The 21,532-nt window shown below is 66.0% G+C and carries 22 protein-coding genes; 7 read left to right on the forward strand and 15 right to left on the reverse strand.

Features of this window, described 5'->3' with window-relative positions; genetic code table 11:
- Positions 1 to 244 precede the first annotated feature (244 nt).
- The 5 genes from ACYP5B_RS21470 to ACYP5B_RS21490 all read left to right on the forward strand — a co-directional run bounded on the left by ACYP5B_RS21470 (position 245) and on the right by ACYP5B_RS21490 (position 4,716).
- Positions 245 to 910 carry a DUF3313 domain-containing protein gene (locus ACYP5B_RS21470; RefSeq protein ID WP_459571004.1) on the forward strand — a complete coding sequence of 222 codons (666 nt, stop codon included), beginning with the start codon at positions 245 to 247 and terminating at the stop codon, positions 908 to 910.
- Positions 911 to 1,168: 258 nt separating this feature from the next.
- Positions 1,169 to 1,819 (forward strand): paraquat-inducible protein A, encoded by a 651-nt coding sequence (locus ACYP5B_RS21475; RefSeq protein ID WP_400096243.1) that lies wholly within the window; start codon positions 1,169 to 1,171, stop codon positions 1,817 to 1,819.
- Positions 1,816 to 2,457 carry a paraquat-inducible protein A gene (locus ACYP5B_RS21480; RefSeq protein ID WP_459571005.1) on the forward strand — a complete coding sequence of 214 codons (642 nt, stop codon included), beginning with the start codon at positions 1,816 to 1,818 and terminating at the stop codon, positions 2,455 to 2,457. The genes ACYP5B_RS21475 and ACYP5B_RS21480 overlap by 4 nt, the downstream gene beginning before the upstream one ends.
- Positions 2,435 to 4,105 (forward strand): PqiB family protein, encoded by a 1,671-nt coding sequence (locus tag ACYP5B_RS21485; protein ID WP_459571006.1) that lies wholly within the window; start codon positions 2,435 to 2,437, stop codon positions 4,103 to 4,105. The genes ACYP5B_RS21480 and ACYP5B_RS21485 overlap by 23 nt, the downstream gene beginning before the upstream one ends.
- Positions 4,102 to 4,716: a PqiC family protein gene (locus ACYP5B_RS21490; protein WP_459571007.1), complete on the forward strand. Its 615-nt coding sequence runs from the start codon at positions 4,102 to 4,104 to the stop codon at positions 4,714 to 4,716. The genes ACYP5B_RS21485 and ACYP5B_RS21490 overlap by 4 nt, the downstream gene beginning before the upstream one ends.
- A 41-nt stretch (positions 4,717 to 4,757) precedes the next feature.
- On the opposite strand, the gene ACYP5B_RS21495 is transcribed toward ACYP5B_RS21490, so the two are convergent.
- On the reverse strand, positions 4,758 to 5,741 hold the full coding sequence (locus ACYP5B_RS21495) for a Bug family tripartite tricarboxylate transporter substrate binding protein (protein WP_459571008.1): 984 nt from the start codon (positions 5,739 to 5,741) through the stop codon (positions 4,758 to 4,760).
- Between the two features lie 124 nt (positions 5,742 to 5,865).
- Positions 5,866 to 6,804, reverse strand: coding sequence for a LysR family transcriptional regulator (locus tag ACYP5B_RS21500; protein ID WP_267605436.1), 939 nt, complete (start codon positions 6,802 to 6,804; stop codon positions 5,866 to 5,868).
- Between the two features lie 181 nt (positions 6,805 to 6,985).
- On the opposite strand from ACYP5B_RS21500, the gene ACYP5B_RS21505 reads away from it, so the two are divergent.
- Positions 6,986 to 7,756 carry a sulfite exporter TauE/SafE family protein gene (locus tag ACYP5B_RS21505; RefSeq protein WP_459571009.1) on the forward strand — a complete coding sequence of 257 codons (771 nt, stop codon included), beginning with the start codon at positions 6,986 to 6,988 and terminating at the stop codon, positions 7,754 to 7,756.
- Between the two features lie 20 nt (positions 7,757 to 7,776).
- On the opposite strand, the gene ACYP5B_RS21510 is transcribed toward ACYP5B_RS21505, so the two are convergent.
- The 9 genes from ACYP5B_RS21510 to ACYP5B_RS21550 all read right to left on the reverse strand — a co-directional run bounded on the left by ACYP5B_RS21510 (position 7,777) and on the right by ACYP5B_RS21550 (position 16,164).
- On the reverse strand, positions 7,777 to 9,402 hold the full coding sequence (locus ACYP5B_RS21510; RefSeq protein ID WP_459571011.1) for a thiamine pyrophosphate-binding protein: 1,626 nt from the start codon (positions 9,400 to 9,402) through the stop codon (positions 7,777 to 7,779).
- Positions 9,403 to 9,410: 8 nt separating this feature from the next.
- Positions 9,411 to 10,397 (reverse strand): Bug family tripartite tricarboxylate transporter substrate binding protein, encoded by a 987-nt coding sequence (locus tag ACYP5B_RS21515; protein WP_459571012.1) that lies wholly within the window; start codon positions 10,395 to 10,397, stop codon positions 9,411 to 9,413.
- Between the two features lie 26 nt (positions 10,398 to 10,423).
- A complete protein-coding gene (locus ACYP5B_RS21520; protein ID WP_459571013.1) occupies positions 10,424 to 12,151 on the reverse strand; it encodes an L-aspartate oxidase in 1,728 nt (575 codons plus the stop codon).
- The gene (locus ACYP5B_RS21525; RefSeq protein ID WP_318231567.1) at positions 12,148 to 12,762 is read right to left on the reverse strand and encodes a FumA C-terminus/TtdB family hydratase beta subunit; all 615 of its coding nucleotides are present in this window, start codon (positions 12,760 to 12,762) and stop codon (positions 12,148 to 12,150) included. Before ACYP5B_RS21525 ends, ACYP5B_RS21520 begins: the two co-directional genes overlap by 4 nt.
- A gap of 2 nt (positions 12,763 to 12,764) precedes the next feature.
- Positions 12,765 to 13,640 (reverse strand): fumarate hydratase, encoded by an 876-nt coding sequence (locus ACYP5B_RS21530; RefSeq protein WP_459571014.1) that lies wholly within the window; start codon positions 13,638 to 13,640, stop codon positions 12,765 to 12,767.
- A 41-nt stretch (positions 13,641 to 13,681) separates the two neighbouring features.
- A complete protein-coding gene (locus ACYP5B_RS21535; protein WP_400096254.1) occupies positions 13,682 to 14,677 on the reverse strand; it encodes a tripartite tricarboxylate transporter substrate binding protein in 996 nt (331 codons plus the stop codon).
- A gap of 64 nt (positions 14,678 to 14,741) precedes the next feature.
- Positions 14,742 to 15,080 carry a succinate dehydrogenase, cytochrome b556 subunit gene (sdhC, locus tag ACYP5B_RS21540; protein WP_400096255.1) on the reverse strand — a complete coding sequence of 113 codons (339 nt, stop codon included), beginning with the start codon at positions 15,078 to 15,080 and terminating at the stop codon, positions 14,742 to 14,744.
- Between the two features lie 20 nt (positions 15,081 to 15,100).
- A complete protein-coding gene (locus ACYP5B_RS21545; RefSeq protein WP_267605445.1) occupies positions 15,101 to 15,454 on the reverse strand; it encodes a succinate dehydrogenase in 354 nt (117 codons plus the stop codon).
- The gene (locus ACYP5B_RS21550) at positions 15,451 to 16,164 is read right to left on the reverse strand and encodes a succinate dehydrogenase/fumarate reductase iron-sulfur subunit (RefSeq protein ID WP_318231563.1); all 714 of its coding nucleotides are present in this window, start codon (positions 16,162 to 16,164) and stop codon (positions 15,451 to 15,453) included. Before ACYP5B_RS21550 ends, ACYP5B_RS21545 begins: the two co-directional genes overlap by 4 nt.
- A gap of 202 nt (positions 16,165 to 16,366) precedes the next feature.
- On the opposite strand from ACYP5B_RS21550, the gene ACYP5B_RS21555 reads away from it, so the two are divergent.
- Positions 16,367 to 17,323 carry a LysR family transcriptional regulator gene (locus ACYP5B_RS21555; protein ID WP_459571015.1) on the forward strand — a complete coding sequence of 319 codons (957 nt, stop codon included), beginning with the start codon at positions 16,367 to 16,369 and terminating at the stop codon, positions 17,321 to 17,323.
- 27 nt (positions 17,324 to 17,350) lie between these two features.
- Here the strand turns inward: ACYP5B_RS21555 and ACYP5B_RS21560 are convergent, their stop codons facing one another.
- From ACYP5B_RS21560 to ACYP5B_RS21575, 4 genes are all read right to left on the reverse strand, one after another.
- Positions 17,351 to 18,334, reverse strand: coding sequence for a Bug family tripartite tricarboxylate transporter substrate binding protein (locus tag ACYP5B_RS21560; protein WP_400096257.1), 984 nt, complete (start codon positions 18,332 to 18,334; stop codon positions 17,351 to 17,353).
- Positions 18,335 to 18,401: 67 nt separating this feature from the next.
- Entirely contained in the window at positions 18,402 to 19,406 is a 1,005-nt protein-coding gene (locus tag ACYP5B_RS21565; protein ID WP_459571016.1) for an Ldh family oxidoreductase, read from the reverse strand.
- Positions 19,403 to 20,338 carry a hydroxyacid dehydrogenase gene (locus ACYP5B_RS21570; protein WP_459571017.1) on the reverse strand — a complete coding sequence of 312 codons (936 nt, stop codon included), beginning with the start codon at positions 20,336 to 20,338 and terminating at the stop codon, positions 19,403 to 19,405. Before ACYP5B_RS21570 ends, ACYP5B_RS21565 begins: the two co-directional genes overlap by 4 nt.
- On the reverse strand, positions 20,338 to 21,513 hold the full coding sequence (locus ACYP5B_RS21575; RefSeq protein WP_400096259.1) for a UxaA family hydrolase: 1,176 nt from the start codon (positions 21,511 to 21,513) through the stop codon (positions 20,338 to 20,340). Before ACYP5B_RS21575 ends, ACYP5B_RS21570 begins: the two co-directional genes overlap by 1 nt.
- Positions 21,514 to 21,532: the final 19 nt, after the last annotated feature.

The raw sequence follows: 21,532 nt of genomic DNA on the forward strand, positions 1-21,532 counted from the left end.
GCGTCCCAAGGCAGCGCTCGTTACGTCAGAGTCCTGCTCTTCCATGGATAACGCGAAACATTGGCGCCTTTTGGCGCTGTGGATTCGTGCGCCTGTTTGCAGCGGCGCTGCTTCACAGTCCAGGGAATAGAACCAGAGTCGACCAGTGCTTGGATTCGCAAGCATGGCTCACCCACCAAATGGCCTCCGACCTCCGTTCAATAGCGAACGCTGTCCGCTGGGCAAATCAACGAAGGGATTTCAAATGCTCGCCTCCAACACAACGAACCGACTTCTGGTGATGGCAGTACTTGCCGTGGTCATGACAGGTTGCGCGAGCACAAAGCCCGTGGCCTATTCCGGCATCTCATCGTCAACCGTGCTGACAACCAACGCCAAAGAGGAAGCCGAGCGTATTCCGTATAGCTATGCGACGACGGTGGACTGGCGCAAATACACTTCGATCATCGTTGACCCGGTTGAAATCTACAAAGGCAGGGACCATCAGTTCGAAGATATGTCCGCTGAAGACAAAGCCGCGCTTGCGAGCTACATGCAGTCGCAATTTTCCGAAAAACTTAAAACCCGCTTTGCTGTAGTGAACAGCCCGGCCCGGGACACGTTGCGCCTGAAGCTGACCCTGACCGGTGCGAATACCACTACACCTGTTCTCGGGCCATTGTTGCGCTTCGACATTGCCGGTGGGCTCTATAACGGGGTGCAGGCGATCCGGGGGCGAGAGGGCGCGATGACTGGCTATGTCATCTACGCCGTCGAGATTTTCGATGCGCAGAGCAACCGGCTTCTCAAGGCATACATCACCAAGCAATACCCCAATGCCATGAACGTTGTCGCCAATTTCGGCGCATTGACTGCGTCCAGGACTGGCATCGATAAAGGTGCGGATGCACTCGTAGAACAACTCCGGTGACCACGTCGCTGCCATGTGTCCCGCTTGCTGGCTGGTCTTAAGTTGAGCAGCAAGCGGCATCCAGCCGGAGTTGAGTCATGGACCTCAGAAGCTGTGCCGCCATTGTCGCGGCATGGGTGGCGCTCTGCATTGGCTGCGGCTGGATCGCCGGTCAGATGGCGCAGTGGCTTGCGATGCCGTAGTCAGCGTAGTTGACGGCAACACGTAGTGTTCGCCGTTGCGACGCTCGAACCTGCTTTGCGCCCGTGAGGTACCGTAATGCCCCCCTTCGTGAAGCGAGATGCTTCGGCTCACCCAGTGAGCATCCCGCACTTGATCGCCTGCAAATATTGCGACGCTGTCCATCAGCAAGCTGATCTCGCCGAGGGCGAGCGCGCGCTGTGCCTGCGCTGCGGCGGTCTGTTGTATCGCGAGAGTCAGCGCGCCTATCAGCGCCAGCTGCCGCTGGTGGTGACCGCGCTGATCCTGTTCATTCTCTCAAGCGCCTGTCCCATCGTCGAGATGGATCTCAAGGGCGTGCGCATCGAGACCTCGCTGTGGGGCGCGATACAGGCCCTCGCTACCGGCCAGATGGCACCGGTGGCCATCCTGGTGTTCGCTACCACCATCCTGTTTCCTTTTGCCGAAATGCTGATGATGCTCTGCCTGCTGGTGCCGATGGCCCTGCGCCGCATGCCCCCGGGATTCGGTCGTCTTGTCCGCGGTGTCCAGCAGGCCAGGCCGTGGGGCATGCTCGAAGTGTTCATGATCGGCGTGCTGGTCACGCTGGTGAAGCTCTCGACCGTTGCCCAGGTGCTGCCGGGCGTCGCGCTGTGGTCGTTCGCCGCACTGATGATCGTGCTCGCCGCGATGCTTTGCTTCGACCCGCGCGACCTCTGGCGGTACCTGGATGAGGATGCGCCACGATGAGAATCCCAACCGCCACAGCACACACGGCTGCCTCACTGGGTCTTCTGTCTTGCCACGCCTGCGCCGCGCTCAGCCCGCGCGATCTGGCGGGCGAACCCTGCCCGCGCTGCGGCGCCACCCTGCATCATCGCAAACTGCGGAGCCTGACCCGCACATGGGCCTTCCTGCTGGCGGCCTACATGCTCTATATCCCTGCCAACCTGCTGCCAGTGATGGTGACGCAATCCATCCTCGGCACGCAGCGCGACACCATCTTCTCCGGCGTCATCTACCTGTGGATGTCGGGCGCCAATCTGCTCGCCATCATCGTACTGATTGCGAGCATCGTCGTGCCGCTCTTGAAGATGGCGATCCTTACCCTATTGCTGCTCACCGTGCAATTGCGCTCAAGCTGGCGCATCCGCCAGCAGACCCGCCTCTATGGCCTGCTTGAACTGATTGGTCGCTGGTCGATGCTCGATATCTTCGTGGTCGCGCTGCTGGCTTCGCTGGTACGGGCGGGTTCGCTAGCGACCATTGTTCCAGGAGGCGGGGCGATTGCCTTCGGCTCCGTGGTGGTGCTCACCATGATGGCTTCGCTGAGTTTTGACCCACGCCTGCTGTGGGATTCGCTGGATGCAAGACATGTCCGACCTTGAGGCATCCGTGCCCCTTCCGCCTTCTCCCACGTGGCCACCGTCGCCGCCGATGCCCGGGCCGGAGCGCCGGCAGCGCGGGCGCTGGGTACCCTCGCTCGTCTGGCTGATTCCGCTTGTCGCCGCCGTGATCTCGCTGTCATTGCTGATCCACACATTGGCCGAGCGCGGCCCTTCGATCACCGTGAGTTTCCGCTCCGCCGAAGGACTCATCCCCGGCAAGACCCCGGTGCGCTACAAGGCCGTGGATATCGGCCTTGTCAAGTCACTGCGCCTGGCGCCGGACCGCTCGCATGTCGTCGCCACTATCGAGCTGACTAGCGATGCCGAGAGCTTCTCGACCAGCGATACGCGCTTCTGGGTGGTGCGCCCGAGGATTGCCGTGTCCGGCATCTCGGGCCTGGAGACGCTGGTGTCCGGCTCCTATATCGGCGTGGACGCCGGCAGGTCGGAGGTACGCAGACGCGCTTTCACGGGACTGGAAGCACCGCCTGTTGTCACCACCGATGCCTCCGGCAAGCAATTCGTGCTGCGCGCCGCCGACCTTGGCTCACTCGATATCGGCTCTCCGGTCTACTACCGGCGCGTGCAGGTCGGACAGGTGGTGGCCTACCAGCTCAATCCCGACGGCCGAGATCTATCCGTGCGGGTATTCATCAACAAGCCTTACGACCAGATGGTCACCGTGGATGCGCGCTTCTGGCACGCCAGCGGCGTCGATATCAAGCTCGACTCGGGTGGGTTCAAGCTCAACACGCAGTCGCTTGCCACGATGTTGCTCGGTGGCGTTGCCTTCCAGGCCCCGGACGATGCCAAGGCCACCGCCGTGGCAGGAGAAAACACCCAGTTCATGCTCGCCAGCGACCAGGCCAACGCCTTCAAGGCATCCGACGAACTTGCGCCTACGCTGGCCGTGCTCTACTTCGACCAGTCCGTGCGCGGCTTGTCGCCCGGCGCTCCGGTTGACTTTCGCGGCATAGCCGTGGGCCAGGTGAGATCCATCGGCATCGAATACCAGCGCGACAAAAAAGCGTTCCGCATGCCCGTCGTAGTGGAGTTATATCCGTCCCGCATTGGCTTATCCGCGCGTGATCTCGCGGATAAGCCCCACGCCAGGGGCATCGCCGATGTCCTGAACAAGCGCGGCCTTCGGGCGCAGCTGCGCACCGGCAACCTGCTGACCGGCCAGGTCTTTGTGGCGTTTGATTTCTTCCCTGGCGCGCCACCGGCAAAGCTAAGCCTGGACAACGCGGTGCCCGAACTCCCCACCATACCGGGGACGTTGGACGAGCTGCAGACCAAGTTGGGCAACATCGTTTCCAAGCTGGATAAGGTGCCGTTTGATCAGATTGGCCAAGACCTCCGGGCCACGATGGCGTCGCTGGACAAGATGCTGAGCAATGCCGACAAGCTGGTGACTCAGTTCAACGGCGATGTGATCCCGCAAGTCACCACCGCGCTGCGCGATGCACACAGGACACTGGAGATGGCCAACGGCGCGCTCGACGCAAACGCGCCGATGCAACAAGACGCGCGCCGCATGATGCAGGAGTTGACGCGCACCGCCATCTCGCTGCGCACCTTGACGGACTATCTGGAAGGGCGTCCGGAAGCCGTGGTGCGCGGCAAAACGGATCAGGAGACACCATGATGAAAGGCATCAATCAGCCACGACTGGCTGCGGGGCTGGTGATCGTGTCTGCCGCCGCTGTGCTGGCCGGCTGCGCTTCGTCCGAGGCGCGGTATTACACCTTGTCACCGGCGGCGGAGGCTCGTCCTGCGGCCATGCCGGTGACTGGCCAGGCACCGGAGCCTGTATGGATCGAAGTGGCACCCGTTCGCGTGCCGGAACGCGTCAACCGGGTCAATCTTGTCCTGAGCAACAGCAGTGGCAGGCTCAAGCTGTTGCAGCAAGATCGCTGGTCGGCATCGCTCCCGGACGAATTTCGCGACGCGCTGTCTCAACGCTTGCAAGTGAGCCTGGGCGCCGTCGATACGTACCAGCATGGCAGGCCCGGCGCGAAGCCACTTTATCGCGTCAGCGCCGAAGTGGTACAGATCGATGCCGCCATCGACGAACGTGTCAGCGCCATCGTCCACTGGACCGTGCACCGGTTGCCCGACGGCAAAGTGACGGTGGGGTACACGCGGGCGGAGCTGGCAGCGGCGGGAGGCGTGGATGGCGTTGTAGCCGCCTATCAGCAGGTAGTGATCAACACCGCCGCCGACATCGCGGCGGCGGTGCGCTCGCTACGATCGTGAGTGCCTGGGCGGGTCTGGCGCGGTCCGCAACGGCACGGCATTCATTCCATGCTGGCGCCGGAGTCCTTGGCCACCTTGGTCCACTTGGCAGTTTCCGAACGGATGAACCCGGACAACTGCGTCGGCGTCATATCGCCCGCCGCCACGCCTTGCTCCTCGAAGCGCTTCTGCACCTCGGGCAGCTTCAACACCTTGGCCAGCTCCGCGCTGACACGCTGCTCGACCGCGGGCGGCGTGCCCCGCGGCGCCATCAGCGCGTACCACGTCGTCACCTCGAATCCCTTGACGCCGCTTTCGTCGAGCGTTGGCACGCCTGGATAGGCGGTGGACCGCTTCGCCGTGGTGACGGCGAGCGCCTTCACCTTGCCGCTGCGCACGTGGGGCGCGGCGGAGGGGCTGGTTTCGATGGCCATCTGGATCTGCCCGGCGATCAGGTCCGTCATCATCGGGGCGCCGCCCTTGTAGGGCACGTGGGCGATGTCGGTGCCCGTCATCGCGCGGAACAGTTCGCCGGAGAGGTGCTCGGTGCTGCCGGTGCCGGCGGAGCCGTAGTTGACCTTGCCCGGATGTGCCTTGATGTAGGCGATCAGTTCCGGCACGGACTTGGCCGGGATCATTTGGTTGACCAGCAGCACGTTGGGTGTCAGCGCGACCATGCCGACCGGGTCGAGGTCCTTGGTGAAATCGTAGGGGAGCGTCTTGTAGATGCCGGGCGCCATGGTATGCGCCACGGTGGCAAGCAGGAAGGTGTAGCCATCGGCCTGCGCCCTTGCCACATTGGCGGCGCCGAGCGTGCCGCCGGCGCCGGGCCGGTTGTCGATCACCACCGGCTGGCGCAACGCTTCACCGAGCTTCTGGCCGATGGTGCGGCCGATGATGTCGGTGGTGCCGCCAGCGGCAAACGGGACGACCAGCGAGATCGGCCTGGCTGGCCAATTGTCCGCCGCGAATGCGACGACACCCGCCGACATGAGGGCGGTGCCGAGGATGCCGGCGATCACGGCGCGGCGTGCGGTGGACTTCATCTTGTCTCCTGCGGGAACGTTCTGGTAGTCGGCGGGGCGTTTTTTTGCTGGCAAGACTTTTTTTGCTGGCAAGACTGTACGTAGCGCCACGGGCGGGCGCCAGTCACGTTCCGGCAAGGGGTCTTCAGGCTTTGTGAAGAGTGGCGCCGGGCCAGCGCCCGTCCTCGACCAGTGCGCGGGTCACGCTGGCCAGCACGGTGCGGGCCGCCAGGCCGGCCGGGGAGAGTTCGTCGTCGCAGAGACTGACCAGCAGGTTGGGGCGATGGACCGTGCCGGTGCTGCTGCTGTCGGCGATTTCCATCATGCGCAGCGGCTCGCCGATCAGCCGGGCCACCGCCGCGCCAGGCTGGATGGTGGCGCCGAGGCCGGCGCGCACCGCATCCATCAGCATCGCCAGGCCGTCGATCTCGGCAATGACGTTGAGCGGATGCTGGCTGCGCGCAAACGCGGTATTGAGCAAGGCGCGCAAGCCGTGGGGGCTGCTCGGCAGGATCAGCGGCAGGTTGCCAAGCTGTTCGAGCTGCACGGGCGCAGCCACTGGCAATCCGGGGAGTCCCTCCTTGGCGATGACGAACAGCCGTTCGTCGAGCAGCGGCGTCACGCTCCAGCGTTGGGTACCTTCGACCTGGAACAGCACGGCGAGGTCGAGTTGCCGCGCGCCGATCATCGACGCCAGGTTGCCGGACAGGTTCTCGACCAGATGCAGCCGGATATCTGGGTAGCGCTCGCGCATGGCCAGCATGAAGGGCAAGCCGAGCACGGCGATCGTACTCGGCGCCATGCCCACGCTGACATGGCCGGACAGGCGTGCCAACTGCGCGGCGCGCACGGCGTCGTCGGCGTGGCGGATCGCCAGCTGCGCCTGCCGCCAGAAGGCCAGGCCCGCGTCGGTGGGCACGACCCCGCTCGAGGTCCTTTGCAGCAGGCGGGTCGACAGCTCGCTTTCGAGCCGGCTGATCTGCTGGCTCAATGCCGAGGTCACCACGCCCAGCTTCTGGGCTGCCTGCCCCATGCTGCCCAGTTCCACTACTTGCACGAAGTAGCGCAGCTGCCGAAGTTCCATGTTCCTTTCCCGCTTTCCATGCCCGTAAGACCGCCGTATTGTGCCTCGCGCGCGCGGCCGGGCGATAGGCATCTCGTGTCTGTTGCCGTTTTCATCGAATCATATAAATGAGTTAGTTGACTCGGCCGGGCGTTGCCTCCTATGATGGGACTGCCCTCGCATCGCTCCTTGCCCGCCCATCTTGCTGATCGAATCCCTGCTGTCGCAGACCCAGCTGACTCCCCTCGAACTCGCCTGCCTGGCGCCGATCGTGCTGTGGGCCTATACGATCTTCGGGCTCACCGGCTTCGGCTCTTCCATCATGGCGATGCCGCTGCTCACGCAGATCGTTCCGCTGCGCACCGCGGTGCCGATGATCCTGTTCTTCGATCTTGTCGCGGGAACCCTGCTGGGCATGCGCAGCCGTAGCCACGTGCATGTGGGCGAGTTGCGCAGGCTGATGCCGAGCGTGCTGGTGGGCATGATCTCGGGCCTGGCGCTGCTGATGTTCGCGCCGGAGCGTCCGCTGCTGCTGTTGCTCGGTTTGTTCGTGTTGGTGTATTCCGCGTGGAACCTGCTGTTCAAGCGCGGCTTCAGCGAGCTGGATCCGCGGCTGTCGGTGCCATTCGGCGTAGTAGGGGGCATGCTGACCGCGATGTTCGGTACCGGCGGCCCGCTGTACACAATCTACCTGGCAGGACGGTTGCGGGACGCCGCGCGGTTGCGGGCCACTACCAGCACGCTGATCGTGCTGACGGCGTTCGGCCGGCTGATCCTTTTCGCGGTAGCGGGACTCTATGCCAATGCCGCGATCTTCACGCTGGCGGCGATGCTGATGCCGTGCGCCATCGCCGGTTACTTCATGGGCGGCTGGCTGCACCGGCGTATCGCCCCGGCCAAGGTCATCCGCGCCGTATGGGCCATCCTGATCGCTGCCGGCTTCGGCCTGGTTTATCGCAGCGCGCTGGGATAAGGCCCGGCGCGCCGCGCCTTTCACTTGCGTGCCACGGCCGGCGCGGGCAGACCTTCCATTTGTACATTGACGCAGGCCGGCCGGTCCGATGCGATGGCGCGCTGCACGGCTGGCAACAGCTGCTCCGGCGCCTGCACGAATTCACCGTGTCCGCCAAATGCCGCGCAGACCTGGTCGTATCGCGTGGGCAGCAGTTCGCATCCCACCAGCCTGTCCTTGCCGTAGCTGTTGAGCTGGATCTGGTACTCGGCGTTCCAGCGCGCGTCGTTGCCGACCACGGCGACGAAGGGCAGGCCGTAGCGGACCGCCGTGTCGAACTCGGCGATATGAAAGCCCGTGGTGCCATCGCCCATCATGGCGATGACCGGCGCGTCCGGCTTGGCCACCCGCGCCGCCAGCGCCATTGGCAGGGCGCTGCCGATGGCACCCGCCGGCCCGTTGATGACGCGGTGCGGCGCTTGCAGGCAGGCTTGCGCCCACTGCCCGAATTCGCCGCCGTCAGAGATCAGCACCGCCTCCGGATGACTGTCCAGGACCGGCTGCAGGGGACCGCACACCTGGACCGGGTGCAGCGCGCCCGTCGACGATGCGGTCTTCCATGCTTCGGGACGATAGCGGATGGCAGCCTTCACATCCTCAAGCCATGCGTCATGCTGCTCCCGGCCGGCCGCGCAGGCGATCAGCTGGGCGATGGCGCTGCCGACGTCCGCGCGCCGCGCAAGCTGCAAGCGGGCGCCAGCCGCACGGCGGCTGCGCACCAGCTCGGCATCGTCCGCATCAATCTGCAGGAAGCTGCAGTCGGCCGCGAAGGAGGGAGACTGGCCGAACTTCAGCGTGAAGTCGAGGCGCTTGCCCAGCAGCAATATGCAATCGGCTTGCGCCAGCATCTGCCCGAACGCGCCAAGGCTCGGATCGTGATTGCCACGCGGGCTTTCCATGCCGACGACGGGAATGCCGGTGCGCGCTTCCAGCTCCGCCGTGCGGCTGCGCCCGCGCGCGGTGAGCCAGGCGGGGCCGGCGAGGATCAGCGGGCGCCTTGCCGCTGCCAGTGCCGCCAGCACCTCGGACGCCGTCCGCGCATCGAACGCAGGCGCTTCCTGCGGCGTAGCGATCGAGGCAAGTTCACCGGCGCGGGTCACGGCATTCTCCAATGCATCGGTGGGCAGGCTCAAGTGCACAGGGCCGGGCCGCCCGGATTGCGCGATGCGCATGGCCAGCGCGATATCGGCAGCAACGGTGTCAGCGCTGGCGCTGGCCCACGACGCCTTGGTGACTGGTGCGGCCATCTCGGTCTGCCGCATTTCCTGGAAGGCTCCAAAGCCGCGCTGGCTGTTCGGCGCATGGCCCGACAGCAGCACCAGCGGCGACTCCGACATCTGCGCGGTGTAGAGCGCGGATACCGCGTTGGCGTGGCCGGGCCCGCCGGTGACCATCGCCAGGCCGACTTCGCCCGTGATGCGCGACCACGCATCGGCCATGTGCACGGTGGCGGCTTCATGCCGCGTGTGGATCAACGCGATTTCCGCGTCCAGGCAGGCGTCGAACACCGGCATGATGTGATTGCCCGACAAGGTGAATATGCGCCTGACGCCGGCCTTGGCCAGCGTGCCTGCCAGCGCATCGGCGCCGCGATGGGACTTCGCCATTGGAGTTCCTATTTGAGCTGGATGTTGAGGGACTTGCCCAGTTGCTCGTACATCGCAACCTGGGCTTCGACAAACTTGTGCGTCTCGGATGGCGACATGACCATGGGGATCGAGGCAATGGTCAGGACCCCGGTCTTCCACTGCGGATCGCTCGCGACCTTCGGCAGCACCGTCGCCCACTTTTCCACCAGGCGCGGGTCCATGCCCGGCGGGCCATACAGGGCGCTCCAGCCGTTGAGCGCTTCCAGCCGGGGATGGCCGGTCTCGCTCGCGGTCGGCACGTCGGGCAGGTCCGGCAGGCGCTGCGGCGAGGTGGTCACCAGCGCGCGCAGTTTCCCGCCCTTGATGTTGCCGATCAATGCGGTCAAGTTGTTGCAGGTGAAATCGACCTCGCTGGAGAGCACCGCCGCGGTAGCCTCCCCGCCGCCCTTGTAGGCGACCTGTGCCACGGCCTGTTTGTCGAGCCGCGCCGATTGCAGCAAGGCCTGGGTGGTCAGGTTCAGCACCGTGCCGGGGCCGGAGGTGCTGTAGTTCAGCTTGCCGGGCTGGCTGCGGATGGCGGCGAGCAGGTCGTCCAGCGTCTTGTAGGCGGTTGCCGTCCTGACCACGCAGACCACCGGGTTCAACTCCAGCAGGCCAAGCAGCGTGAATTCATTCCACTTGTAGCCCAGTTCGGCCTGCAACGCCGGCAGGATCGCCTGCGCGCCGACGCGCCCGAGCAGCAGCGTCTGCCCGTTTGGCCTCGCGTCGCGCACGAACTGCGAGCCGATGGCGCCGCCGGCCCCGGCCTTGTTGACGACGACCAGGGTTTCGCCCGTCACGTTCCTGACCCCGGCGGAGAGGTTGCGCGCTGACAGGTCCGCATCCCCGCCGGCGCTGTAAGGCACCACAACGGTAATCGGCCGTGTGGGGGCGCTATCGGCTGATGCAAGGCTGCCGACGCAGAGCAGCATCGCGGCGAGCGCCGCCGCGCGTAATGTCTTTTTCTTGTTCATTGGGTCTCCTCCACCTGCGCACTACATCAGGCCGCCTCCTCCAGGATCGTCTCACCAGGAGCCACGCGGGTAAATTGCACGGGAGAGCGGGTCAGCTGCAGCATGCCGTCGCGCTGGCGCACCACGGTGAAGCTGGACCCGGGCAGGTCGCCCGTGGCCGGGAAATCCTCGCGGAAATGCGCGCCGCGCGAATCCTCGCGGGAGAGGGCGGCTTCCACGATGACCTGGCTCACGCCGATCAGGCTGCTCAGGTTCATCCAGTCGTGCCAGGTGACGTTGAACGCGCGATGGCCATCGGCGACGCCGGTTGCCTTCAGCATCTGCTCCAGTTCCGCCAGGCGTTCGCGAGCCCGCATCAGGCCGTCGCGCGTGCGCATGATGCCAACGTGGTCCCACATGCAATCGAACAGCGCCTCGCGGATCGGTTCGAGACTGCCTGCCTGTTTGCCGAACGGGGCCTCCATGGCAGTGATGGCGGCGGCGATCGCGGTTTCGTCGGGCGCGCGCAGCGTGTTGTTGCGCCGCGTCCAGGCGGCCATGCTGTCGCCGGCGATGCCGCCGAACACGGTTGAGTTGGCGACGCCGTTGCCACCCAGGCGGTTCGCGCCATGCACGCCGCCCGTGTCTTCGCCGGCGGCAAACAGGCCGTGCAGCTCGGTGCTGCAGTCGGGACGGAACTGCACGCCGCCCATCATGTAGTGCGCGGTGGGCACCACCTCGACGAGATCGCCGGCGAGGTCGAAGCCGCAGTCGCCACAGCGCTCGACCATGCCCTTGAACTGCTTGCGCACCTTGTCAGGGCCGAGGTGCCCCATCTGGATATACACGCCGCCATTGGGCGAAGTCCGGCCCGCGCGCATCTCGGCATAGATGCCGCGCGACACGATGTCGCGCGTGGCGCGTTCGCCGCGCGGATCGTAGTTGTGCATGAAGCGTTCCTTGTCGCCGTTGAGCAGGTAGCCGCCGGCGCCGCGCAAGCCCTCTTCCAGCACGGTGCCGGTCATGCGCGTGTCCTTGCCCGCCAGCAGTCCGGTGGGGTGGAACTGCACCATCTCCATATCGCGCAGGGGCAGGCCGGCGCGCAGCGCCATCGCCAGGCCGTCGCAGCTCTTGTCGCCCGAGGGGGTGTGGAACTTGTACATGGTCGGCCCGCCGCCGGTGGCCAGCAGCACGGCCTTGGCCTGCACGAACACGAATTCGCCGCTGCGCATGTCGATCATCAGCACGCCGGACAGTGACCTGCCATCCGGCGTCCTGATCAGCTCGACCGCGCGGTGTTCTTCCAGCCGGTTGATGCCGCGGCTCCAGACCTGCTCGGCCAGGCGGTTGATGATCTCGATGCCGGTCAGGTCGCCCTTGTGCACGGTGCGGTCGAAGGTCTGCCCGGCGAAGGCCTTCTGGTGGACCGTGCCGTCCGGGTTGCGGTCGAAGAAACAACCCAGTTCGTTCTCGAGTTCGTGGATGCGCTCGACCGCCTTGGTGACCAGCGTCCACGCCAGTTCCTGGTCGGACAGCCACTTGCTGCCTTCCACGGTGTCCATGAAATGGCGCTCGACCGAATCGCCCTGCGCCAGCGCCACGTTGTAGCCGCCCTGGACCATGCGGGTGCAGCCGCACTTGCCAAGCAGCCCCTTCACGGCCACGGTGATGGACAGTTCCGGCGCCTGCTGGTGCGCATGCAGCGCGGCGAACAGGCCGGCGCCGCCGGAGCCGAGGATCAGCACGTCGGTCTGCAGTCGCTTGATGGTCTTCATGGCTTTGCCACTCCCAGGCTGGCCAGCACGGCGGCGCGCTGGTCGGCGGTGTTCTGTTTGACAGCCGTGTAAAGGCTGTTGCCGTGGCTGTCCATGGCCACCAGCAGCGGGCCGAAATCGCGGATACGCAAGCGCCACAGCGATTCGGGATTGAGGTCGTCCAGATCCACGTCCTCGATCTGCTCGATCCACGTGGTCTCCAGCGCGGCCGTGCCGCCGATGATCGCCAGGTACACGCCGCCCAGTTCCTGGAATGCCTCCAGCGAGCCTTCGCGCATGCCGCCTTTGCCGACGATCATGCGTACGCCGTTCTGCGTCATCAGCGGGCGGGTGAAGCGCTCCATGCGGTCGGAGGTGGTGGTGCCGATGCAGACCGGCTGGTAGCCGGCGGGATGCTCGGCGCTGGCGGGCACCTTGCGCACATTGGGCGCGGTGTGGATCACCGCATGGCCGCAGAGATCGAAGCGCGTCTTGCGGCCGCGGTCGAACATATGGATCTGCGTGGCGTCGCGGATGCCGAACAGCGTCTGCTGCAAGGTCACGGTGTCGTTGACGCGCAGTTGACGGATCTGTGCCTCCGTCACGGGCGTGGAGAGTTCGTAGTGCGCCATGGTCAGAATCCGTAGCTGATGCCGCCAGCAGTGAAGGTGGCACTTGCGCGCCGCGCGGAATGGCACTGCATGTTGACGGCAATGGGGTTCATCGTGATATGCGTCGAGGCCAGCTCGATATGCACCGCGAAGGCAGTCGCATCGCCGCCCAGGCCCTGCGGGCCGACCCCGAGCTGGTTCACGGCGCGCGACAGCTCCGCTTCCAGCGCGGCGCCGTCGGGGTCGGCGCATTGCGTGCCGAGCGCGCGCGTGGCGGCGCGCTTGGCCAGCGCCACGCACAGGTCCGAGGTGCCGCCCAGGCCCACGCCGACGATGGTCGGCGGGCAGGTCTTGCCGCCGGCGGCGATCACGCTGTCGATGACGAAGGTCTTGATGGCATCCATGCCTTCGGCGGGGATCGCCATCTTGAGAAAGGAGTTGTTCTCCGAGCCGCTGCCCTTGGGCACCATCTCCAGCGTCATGCGCCCGGGCGTGTCGTCGAAGTCGATGTGGATCACCGGCACCTCGATGCCGCAAGACGTGTGGTTGTTCTTGCGGGTCAGCGGATGCACCACGGAAGACCGCAGCGGGTGCTCGCACGTGGCGCGCTCGCAGCCGCGGCGGATGGCCTGCTTGAAGGCATGCCCGTCGACCGCGATGCCAGTGCCGATCGTCATGTTGTAGATGGGCACGCCGGTGTCCTGGCACAGCAGGTTGTCGGTCTCCTCCGCGACGCGGATGTTCTTGCTCATGGTGGCAAGGACACTACGTGCCGTGGCGGAGGTTTCGTTCTCCTGCAGTTGCGCGATGCCGTCCTTGACGTCGGGCGGCAGTATTTTCAGCGCGCGGATATACAGTTCCCTGGCCGCGTCTTCCAGTAGGGAGAGATCAATGTTCATGCCTGTCCTCGATGCTCGGCTTGGATGTGTCTGGCTGGCGCTCAGTTGGCCGTCAGGTTGCGGTTCTTGACGATCTTTTCCCATCGCACCGATTCCGTGGCGATGGCCGCGCTCAGTTGCTGCGGGGTATTGCCGACCGGCTTCATGCCCTGTGCGAGCAGCCGTGCCTGGGTGTCGGGATCCGCCAGCACCTTGACCGTGTCCTGCTGCACCTTGCTGACGATCGCCGGCGGCGTGCCAGCCGGCATCACGAAGCCGAACCAGCCGGTCACGCCCTCCATGCCCGTGAGGCCGGCCTCGGCCACGGTCGGCACGTCGGGCAGCATGGGCGAGCGCTCGGTGCCGGTGACCGCGAGCGCGCGTAGCTTGCCGCCCTTCACGAACTGCGAGGCCGCCGCGATGTTGCCCACCATCAGTTGCAGCTGGCCCGCCATCAGGTCGTTGTAGGCTAGCGATTCGCCCTTGTAAGGCACGTGCGCGATGTCGATGCCGGCGGCATCGGCAAAGGCCTCGCCCGCCATGTGCACCTGGCTGCCGGTGCCGGCGGAGCCGAAGTTGAGCTTGCCCGGCTGGGACTTCGCCAGGCTGATCAGCTCCTTCAGGTTCCTGGCGGGAACACCGGGATTGACGACGACCAGCATCGGGCCGCTGGCCACGTTGGTGATAAAGGTGAAGTCCTTTGCGCTGTAGGGAAGACGCTGGTAGATGAACGGGTTGACGGTAAACATGCTGCCCGAGGCCAGCATCATCGTATAGCCGTCGGCCGCCGCCTTGGCGGTGACCTGCGCACCGACGGCACCGCCCGCGCCCAAACGGTTCTCGACCACCACGGTCTGCTTCCACATCTCGCTCAGCTTCTGCCCGATCACGCGGCCGAGTACATCCGTGCTGCCGCCTGCGGCGAACGGGACGATCATCGTGACCGGGCGAGTCGGCCATGGATCCGCCTGCGCGGCGCCGGCTGCGAGCACGGCAGCTGCGCCGAGGCAGAGGGCAAGGCAGCGCCTGCGGCTGGCGGACTTCGGGGAAGGTGTCATGGTGGTCTCCTTTGGTGTTGTGGGAATGGCGCCGCTTCAGCCGGCGACGCTCATCGTTGCGAACCTACGAAAACAGCGAGAGCATGAAAGCCAGCCCGGTGCACAGCCCGGCACCGAGACTGAATGCGACCCAGTCCTTGCGCAGGCCCGTCCACGGCCGGAACTCGATCAGCAGGAGCCGGATGCCGCCCATCATGTGCAGCGAGAGCAGGATCACCAGTCCCCACTCGGCGGCCTTGAACAGCGGGTTGTCGGTGAGTTTCAGGAAGCCGTCGAGCGCCGCCTCGCCCCGGATGGCATGGCCGAGCGCCCAGAAATGCACTGGCAGGAACAGCGCCAGCGCGAGGCCGGAAAGCCGGTGGATCAGGAAGGCCCAATAGGCGGCATGGTTGCGCGCGCGCATGTCGTTTCTCTTGTTTCTCTTCATGGCATCACCACCGCGTAGACGGCGCGCAGGCCGGCCAAGCCCAGCACGGCGGCAAACAGCCATGCCGCCGTCACCACGCTGCGCGCACGCCATGCCAGCCATTCCTCTGCGACCCGCATCAGGCCGATCGGCACATGCACCGCGCAGGCCAGCACGAAGCAGGCGTAGAAGACGCCGAAGGCCCAGTTGCCACGCGTGCGTGCCAGCACCTCGGCGCCGGAGAGTCCACCGCGCACGGCGACCATGATGACGATGAGATGCCCCACTACGCACAGCGCCAGCACCATGGCGCTGATGCGCTGCCAGTACCACAGCCTGGCCTGGGTACCGACCGATATGGCTTTGTTCATAGCTCCCCCTTGATGGCGGCCTTGGCGACAATGCGCTTGAGCCCGGCGATGCCCGCCGTCGGCGCAAGCTGCTTGGGGCAACGCTCCGTGCAGGAGCCCTGCGTATGGCAGCTGTGGCAGCCGGCGTCGCCGGCAACGGCGCGCAGGCGTTCGGTGCCCACCACGTCGCGCACATCGTTGACCAGCGTCCACGCGCGGTTCATCGCGGCCGGACCGAGATAATCGGGACGCCAGCCGACCACATCGCAAGAGGCGTAGCAGACGCCGCAGCCGATGCACTCGATACCGGCATCCGCGGCCTTGCGCGCGGGGGAGGCGGGCTCGACGCTGGCGAATGCATCGTGGCGCGTGGCAGCGCCCTTGAACTGCCCCTTGGCGGCGGCCCATTTGTCGAAGAAGGCCGTCATGTCGGTGGCGAGGTCCTTGATGACAGGCAGGTTCGACAGCGGGGCGATCTCGAGTGCGCCGCCCTGCACGACCTTGGCGACGTGCGTGCGGCAACTCCAGCGCGCCTTGCCGTTGACGGTCATCGCGCATGAGCCGCACATGCCGACGCGGCAGGCGAAGCGGTAGCCGAGGTCCGGCTCGAGGTGACGCTGGATGTAGGTCACCACGTCCAGTACCGTCTGGCTGGCGTTGCGCGGCACCTGGTAGGAGACGAATTCGCCGTCCTCATTGCCGCGCCATACACGAACGTTGAGAGTAGTCATGGGGTCGATTGGGGGAGAGTTTTCGGTGCGCCGCTGCGGTCTCTGCGGCGCTTGTCGATACGGGCGGTCCGCTCGTATTGTTCCGGATTGCGCGGCAAGCAAAAAGCTAGTAATTCTCTTGTCCAGATAAAGAATTCCTTTCCCTGCTCGCGTGCCGGACCTGGCGCGACCGCTTCCCCCGCACTGCCATCCCGGAGCCGCAATGCCTTCCATCCGCACCCTCAAGACGTTCCTCGCTGTGGCACGGTGCGGGACGTTTGCCGCGGCGGGCAAGCAGATCGGGCTGACGCCCGCCGCGGTCGGATTGCAGATCCGCGCGCTGGAAGAAGACCTGAACTGCCAGCTGTTCGACCGCAATGCGCGCGCGGCCATTCTCAATCCCGCCGGCCGCGGCCTGGTGCCGGAGCTGGAGGCGCTGGTGCAACGATACGAAGCACTGGCCTGCGGAAGCGATGACGGCCTCTCGGGAACGGTAGCGATCGGCGCCCTGGTGTCGGTACTGATGGGCGCGTTCGCCGATGCCTTGTGGGCGATCAAGCAGGAGCATCCGCGCCTGGACGTGCGGCTCTTCGCCGGCCTCTCGGCCGATTTTGCGCTCAAGGTGGAACACGGCGAACTGGATGCCGCGGTGGTCACGCGCTCGCCGCGCCCGCTGGCAAGGAATCTGGTGTGGACCGAGCTATATACCGAGCCGATGGTGCTGATGGTGCCGCGCCACCCGCATTTCTTCCTGCCCGACGATAGCCGCGAGATGCTTGCCGAGGCGCCATTCATCCGCTTCGAGCCGGGCACGTGGACCGGCAACCTGGTGCAGGAGGTGCTGGACCAGTGCGGCGTGACCGTGAACGAGAGCATGCAACTCAATTCGAACGAGGCGATCATCGAACTGGTGCGGCAGGGCTTCGGCGTTTCCATCGTGCCGCAGCTGGCCAACGTCACCTGGGAGGGCGACAGGCTGTTGCGCCTGGTGCCGCTCGACGGTGTCGACGTGCGGCGCCGCGTTGGCTTGCTGGAACGCACGACGCATGCGCGCCTGGCATTTACGGATGTCATCAAGGGATACTTCCGGCAAAGCGGTGCGATTCGCGGCGGCAGGCAGCCGGAGGCCGCACGCGATGAGCGTGCAGCCTCTCGATGGAGACTGAAGACTGAAGACTGAAGGACGAAGGCGCAAGCGCCGCGGGTCTTAGTCGGCGTGAATGTCCTGTTCCTTGATCAGCTTGGCCCAGCGTGCCACTTCGCCATTGAAGTAGGTGGTGAACGCCGCGCTGGCCATCGGTGCCGGCGTGAATCCGCTGGCGATGATGCGCTCGCGCACGCCCTTGACCTCCAGCAAGCTGGTCACCGAGTTGCCAACCTTGTCGATCACGGCCTGTGGCGTGCCGGCGGGCATCATCAGGCCGGTCCAGTTCTCCACGATGAGATCGGGAAAGCCGGCCTCGGCCACCGTCGGCACATCCGGCATCAGCGGATGGCGCTCGCGCGTCGTCACCGCCAGGGCGCGCAGCTTGCCACCTTTGACGTTCTGCAGCGATTCAGGGAAGTTGGAGAACACCACGTCGATCTGGCCGCCGATCAGGTCGGTCATGGACTGCGTGCCGCCCTTGTAGGGCACGTGGGTGATGGTGGTCTTGGTGAGTCGTTCGAACAGTGCCAGCGCCAGGTGCGGCGGCGTGCCGTTGCCGCTGGAGCCGGCGGTCAGGCGGCCCTTATGCGCCGCTTCCGCCAGGTCCTTCAGCGACTTGATCGGCGAGTTGGCAGGCACCACCACCATCATCGGCGACGAGGCGATGCGCGCCACCGGCACCAGGTCCTTCTGCATATTGAATGGCAGGCGGGGAAACAGCGTGACGTTGGACGAATGCGCCAGCGTGACCGCCAGCCAGGTGTAGCCGTCGGCGCTGGCGCGGGCGACCTGCTCGGCACCGATATTCGCATTGCCGCCGGGCTTGTTCTCCACCACCACCGGCTGCTTCCATTCCTCGGCCAGGTACTGGCCGACCTGTCGCGCCGAGATATCTGTGAGGCCTCCGGCGGCAAACGGAACGACATAGCGGACCGGCTTGGCCGGGAAGGCTGCAGGTGTGCTGCTGGCTGCGGCCGGTCCGGCAAGCAGCGTGAGCATAAGCAGCGACGGGCCGGCTATGCGCCGGAGGAAGGTGCAATGCATGGTGTCTCCTTTGGTGGGACCGGCGCCTTCTGGCGGGCGCCGTGGATGCGGTGCGGTCAGGCTGTAGTCAGGCTTTGGCTAGCGTGCGCAACTCCTTTTCCAGGGCTTCGGGGATCTCGATGCCGTGCTCGCGCGCCTTGGCCTGCGCGTCGATGCGCCGCGTGCCGGGCAGGCGGGTGCCGCTGTCCGACAGCATGGCGGCGATCAGGGCTTCGAGTCGGGCGTGGTAAGCGGCATCTCCTGCGAAGCTACCTGGGTTGAAGGCCAGGAACAACTGGCCGATGCGTGGCTGGTTGCCGGCGTCCTCGAAGAAGGAGTCGGCTTCCGCGCCGAAGTGGGCGCCGGCCAGCGACACGATCAGCGTCTCCACCAGCAAGGCGAGCATCGCACCCTTGACGCCGCCCGCGGGCAGCATCGAACCGTGCAGTGCCGCCTGCGCATCGGTGGTGGGGTTGCCGTCGGCATCGAGCGCCCAGCCCAGCGGGATGGGCTTGCCTTGCTGGGCGGCGACCATGATCTTGCCGCGCGCGACTTCCGAGAGCGACAGGTCGATGACCAGCGGATCGGCGTCCTTGCGAGGAAACACTGCCGCGATCGGATTGGTGCCGAACAGCGGCGTGCGGCCGCCCCAGGCCGGCATCGCTGCCGGTGAGTTGCCCATCGCGATGCCGATCATGCCGGCTTGCGCCACCGGGTCCAGATGCAGGGCCGCAGCGCCGAAGTGGTGGCTGTTGGTCACCACGCCGGCGCCAATGCCGCATTCGTGAGCGCTGGCGATGGCGGCCGAGACCGCCTGCGCGCAGGCGGGAAAGGCGAAGCCCGCTTGCGCGTCGATCAGCGTGGTGCCGGGCGTCTGTCGCGCCACCGTGGGCTGGGCATCCCCGTTCACGCGCTGGTGGCGCAGGTGCGCCACATACATCGGCACGCGCGATACGCCGTGCGACGGCAGCCCGGCGAGGTCGGCCTGCACCAGCGCGTGCGCGGTGGGGCCTGCCTGCGCCGCGCTGGCACCCGCGCTTCTCAGCGCGTTCGCGGCGAGTTGTTCCAGTTCTTCTGCCAGAAAGGCGGTCATCTCTGCACTCCCAATGCGTTCTTGACTGCGTCCGCAATCATCATGGAAACGCGCACGTTGGCCTCAAAACTGACGCCGGCGATATGCGGCGTCAGCACCAGGTTCGGCGCGTCCGCCAGGATACCGCCCGCACCTAGCGGTTCCGCTTCAAAGACATCGAGCGCGGCGCCCGCCAGCGATCCCTGGTGCAACGCCGCGGCCAGTGCGGTCTCGTCGACCACGCCGCCGCGCGCGGTGTTGATAAGAACCGCGCCGCGCTTCATGCTGCTCAGGCGCTCCGCATTGATGAGATGGCGCGTGGCCGGCACCAGCGGCACATGCAGGCTCACCGCATCCGCGCTGGCCAGGAGTGCTTCCAGACTCATCGGCGCCACGCCGGTTTCGTGCCACACTGGATGATCGGCCGGCAGTGCCGGATCGTGCGCCACCACCTGCATGCCCAGCGCCTGCGCAAGCCGCGCGGTCAGCCGGCCGATATCGCCAAAGCCGACCAGGCCGAGCGTCTTGCCCAGAGCCTCATGCCCCTCCGACAGGCGCGCGCGCGGCCACTTTCCCGCCACCATGGCGGCGCCGCTCTGATAGGCGCCGCGCAACAGCATCAGCGCGGTCGTGACCACATACTCGGCCACCGAGCGCGCGTTGGCGCCGGTGGCCGGAATCACACGGATGCCACGCGCCTCGCAGGACTTGACGTCGATATTGTCCAGTCCCACCCCAAGCCGGCCGACCACCCGCAGCGCGGGCGCGGCGTCGAGCAGTTCGGCATCGACCCGGGTGCGGTTGCGCACGATCAGCGCATCGGTCTGCGCCAGGGCGCCGAGCAGGGCATCGCGCTGGTCCACCCAGGCTGGCTCGTAGCGCAGCCGGACGCAAGCGTCCAGCTCCGCCACGGCATCGGCGTCCATGAACTCGCTGATGCAGACCTGTTTCATCAGGCGGACTCGTGGATGCGCGTGAGCACGAACTCGCGGTGGCCCAGCGCTTCCGCGGCGGTCCAGCGGCCGTTGATGGTGGCCATCATGCATTCGAGCAGCTTGTCGCCGGTCTGGTCCAGCGTCTGCTCGCGCTGCAGCAGGCCCGAGCAGTCCACGTCCATATGCTCGCTCATCAGGCGCACGGTGCGCGGATTGGCGCACAGCTTGATGACCGGCACGATCGGGTTGCCGATGACGTTGCCCTGGCCGGTCGGGAAGAAGTGCACGACATAGCCCGATGCCGCGCACAGCGTGACCATTTCAGCCGCGGCCGAGGACGAGTCCATGAACCACAGGCCGGGGCCGGTCGGCTCTTCGGCTTTGTCCAGCACGCCGTCGACGGTGCATTTCTTGCCGATCTTCTGGATGTTGCCGAGCGCCTTTTCCTCGATGGTGGTCAAGCCGCCGGCGATATTGCCCTTGGTCGGCTGCGATTCGGACAGGTCGGTGGTCTTCCAGCGGTCGATCATGCCCTGGTAGCGGTTGAACATCGTCATGAAGTCGTCGCGCACCTTGTCGTTGGCGCAGCGCGCGGCCACGATATGCTCGCCGCCGGTGAGTTCCGAGGTCTCGCCGAACACCAGCGTGGTGCCCAGCGGATGCAGCTTGTCGAAGGCGTTGCCCACGGTCGGGTTGGCGCCGCAGCCGGAGGTGGTGTCGGATTCGCCGCACTTGGTCGAGATCCACAGGTCGCTGATCGGGCATTCCACGCGCTGCAGGGCGGTGGCGTACTGCACGAATTCCTTGGCGGCCTTGGAGGCTCGCATGATGGTGTCGTGGTCGCCGTGGCCTTCGATGCCGAAGCCCACCACCGGCTTGCCGGTCTTGGCGATGCCGTCCACCACCTTCTTGGTCCAGCCATCCTCGATGCCGATCACCACCACCGCCGCCACGTTGGGGTTGCTGCCCGCGCCGATCAGGGTGCGAAAGTGCAGGTCGAGGTCGGGGCCGAACTGCAGGCGGCCGTATGGGTGCGGGATCGCCATCGTGCCCTTGATGGCGACGGCAACGGCTTCGGCAGCGGCGTTGGAGAGGTCGTCCAGCGGCAGGATGATGACGTGGTTGCGCACGCCGACGCGGCCGTTGTCGCGGCGATAGCCTCGGAAGGTGGTCTGGTTGTCGATGACGGACATGGATGTTTTCTCGGTGTGG

The sequence above is a fragment of the Cupriavidus sp. 8B genome (assembly GCF_054589115.1).